At 55.0% G+C, this 2500-nt stretch carries 1 tRNA gene and 2 rRNA genes (1 of these 3 cut by a window edge); all 3 read left to right on the top strand.

Features of this window, described 5'->3' with window-relative positions:
* Positions 1-2147, top strand: a 23S ribosomal RNA gene (locus Absy_RS11475); it begins 595 nt to the left of the window's first position.
* A 105-nt stretch (positions 2148-2252) separates the two neighbouring features.
* Positions 2253-2368, top strand: a 5S ribosomal RNA gene (gene rrf, locus Absy_RS11470).
* Between the two features lie 55 nt (positions 2369-2423).
* Positions 2424-2500, top strand: a tRNA-Met gene (locus tag Absy_RS11465).

Genomic DNA, 2500 nt, shown 5'->3' with positions numbered 1-2500 from the left:
ATAGGTGTAGGCGTAGCGAAAGCGAGTCTGAATAGGGCGCATAGTTGCTGGCAGAAGACCCGAAACCGAGTGATCTAGCCATGGCCAGGCTGAAGGTGCGGTAACACGCACTGGAGGGCCGAACCCACGCCTGTTGAAAAAGTCGGGGATGAGCTGTGGCTAGGGGTGAAAGGCCAATCAAACTCGGAGATAGCTGGTTCTCCGCGAAATCTATTGAGGTAGACCGTCAGGTGTTGACCCCGGGGGGTAGAGCACTGGATGGGCTAGGGGGGCCCAAAGCCTTACCAAACCCAACCAAACTCCGAATACCCGGAAGTTTAGCCTGGCAGACAGACAGTGGGTGCTAAGGTCCATTGTCGAGAGGGAAACAGCCCAGACCACCAGCTAAGGCCCCTAAATCGTGGCTAAGTGGGAAAGGATGTGGGGATTCCAAAACAACCAGGAGGTTGGCTTAGAAGCAGCCATCCTTTAAAGAAAGCGTAATAGCTCACTGGTCTAATTAGAAACCCTGCGCCGAAAATGTAACGGGGCTCAAGCCACGTGCCGAAGCTGTGGGTGCATACTATGTATGCGCGGTAGCGGAGCGTTCCGTAGGTCTGTGAAGGAAGCGGGGTGACCCCTTCTGGAGATATCGGAAGTGCGAATGCTGACATGAGTAGCGACAAACAGTGCGAGAAACACTGTCGCCGAAAGTCCAAGGGTTCCTGCGCAAGGTTAATCCACGCAGGGTTAGTCGGCCCCTAAGGCGAGGGCGAAAGCCGTAGTCGATGGGAATCAGGTGAATATTCCTGAACCTGCCAGAAGTGACGAATGCGATATGTTGTTGGTCCTTAACGGATTGGACCGGCTTTTGGAGCATTCCAGGAAATAGCTCTGGCGTATAGACCGTACCCTAAACCGACACAGGTGGACTGGTAGAGCATACCAAGGCGCTTGAGAGAACGATGCTGAAGGAACTAGGCAAATTACTCGTGTAACTTCGGGATAAGCGAGACCCACATTTGGGCAACCATTTGTGGGTGGCACAGACCAGGGGGTAGCGACTGTTTAGTAAAAACACAGGACTCTGCGAAGTCGAAAGACGACGTATAGGGTCTGACGCCTGCCCGGTGCCGGAAGGTTAAGAGGAGGTGTGAGAGCACTGAATTGAAGCCCCGGTAAACGGCGGCCGTAACTATAACGGTCCTAAGGTAGCGAAATTCCTTGTCGGGTAAGTTCCGACCTGCACGAATGGCGTAACGACTTCCCCGCTGTCTCCAGCATCGGCTCAGCGAAATTGAATTCCCCGTGAAGATGCGGGGTATCCGCGGTCAGACGGAAAGACCCTATGAACCTTTACTGTAGCTTTACAGTGGCATCAGAGACATTCTGTGTAGGATAGGTGGGAGGCTTTGAAGCGAGGGCGCCAGTTCTCGTGGAGCCATCCTTGAAATACCACCCTGAATTTTTCTGATGTCTAACCGCGGCCAGTAAGCCTGGTCCGGGACCCTGTATGGTGGGCAGTTTGACTGGGGCGGTCGCCTCCCAAAGTGTAACGGAGGCGCGCGATGGTGGGCTCAGGCCGGTCGGAAACCGGCTGTTGAGTGCAATGGCATAAGCCCGCCTGACTGCGAGAGTGACAGCTCGAGCAGAGACGAAAGTCGGCCATAGTGATCCGGTGGTCCCGCGTGGAAGGGCCATCGCTCAACGGATAAAAGGTACTCTAGGGATAACAGGCTGATCTCCCCCAAGAGTCCACATCGACGGGGAGGTTTGGCACCTCGATGTCGGCTCATCACATCCTGGGGCTGGAGCAGGTCCCAAGGGTTCGGCTGTTCGCCGATTAAAGTGGTACGTGAGCTGGGTTTAGAACGTCGTGAGACAGTTCGGTCCCTATCTGCCGTGGATGTTGGAGATTTGAGAGGATTTGTCCCTAGTACGAGAGGACCGGGATGAACATACCTCTGGTGCACCGGTTGTCGCGCCAGCGGCACAGCCGGGTAGCTAAGTATGGACGGGATAACCGCTGAAAGCATCTAAGCGGGAAACCCACCTCAAAACTAGATCTCCCTGAGGGTCGTGGTAGACCACCACGTTAATAGGCCAGATGTGAAAGCGTGGTAACACGTGCAGCTAACTGGTCCTAATCACCCAATAGGCTCACTCTCACACTATCCTTACGGATAGCCCGTGCACAGAAATCATCCATAACACACGTCACACATACTCACGCACCAACCGCATCCACACACACCCTAGGGTGGTCTGGATGATCTGGTGGCCATGGCGGGGAGAGTTCCACCCGATCCCATCCCGAACTCGGCCGTGAAAAACCCCAGCGCCTATGATACTGCGGCTTAAGCCGCGGGAAAGTCGGTCGCCGCCAGATCTTCCAGACTACCCTCAAAAACTACCATCAAAACAAACATCAACACAGCCTCAAACGCGGGGTGGAGCAGCCCGGTAGCTCGTCAGGCTCATAACCTGAAGGCCGCAGGTTCAAATCCTGCCCCCGCAACCA

The sequence above is a fragment of the Acetobacter syzygii genome, from assembly GCF_000964225.1.
In the GTDB taxonomy this organism is placed as follows: Bacteria; Pseudomonadota; Alphaproteobacteria; order Acetobacterales; family Acetobacteraceae; genus Acetobacter; species Acetobacter syzygii.
This window is presented reverse-complemented; position numbering and strand designations above follow the sequence as displayed.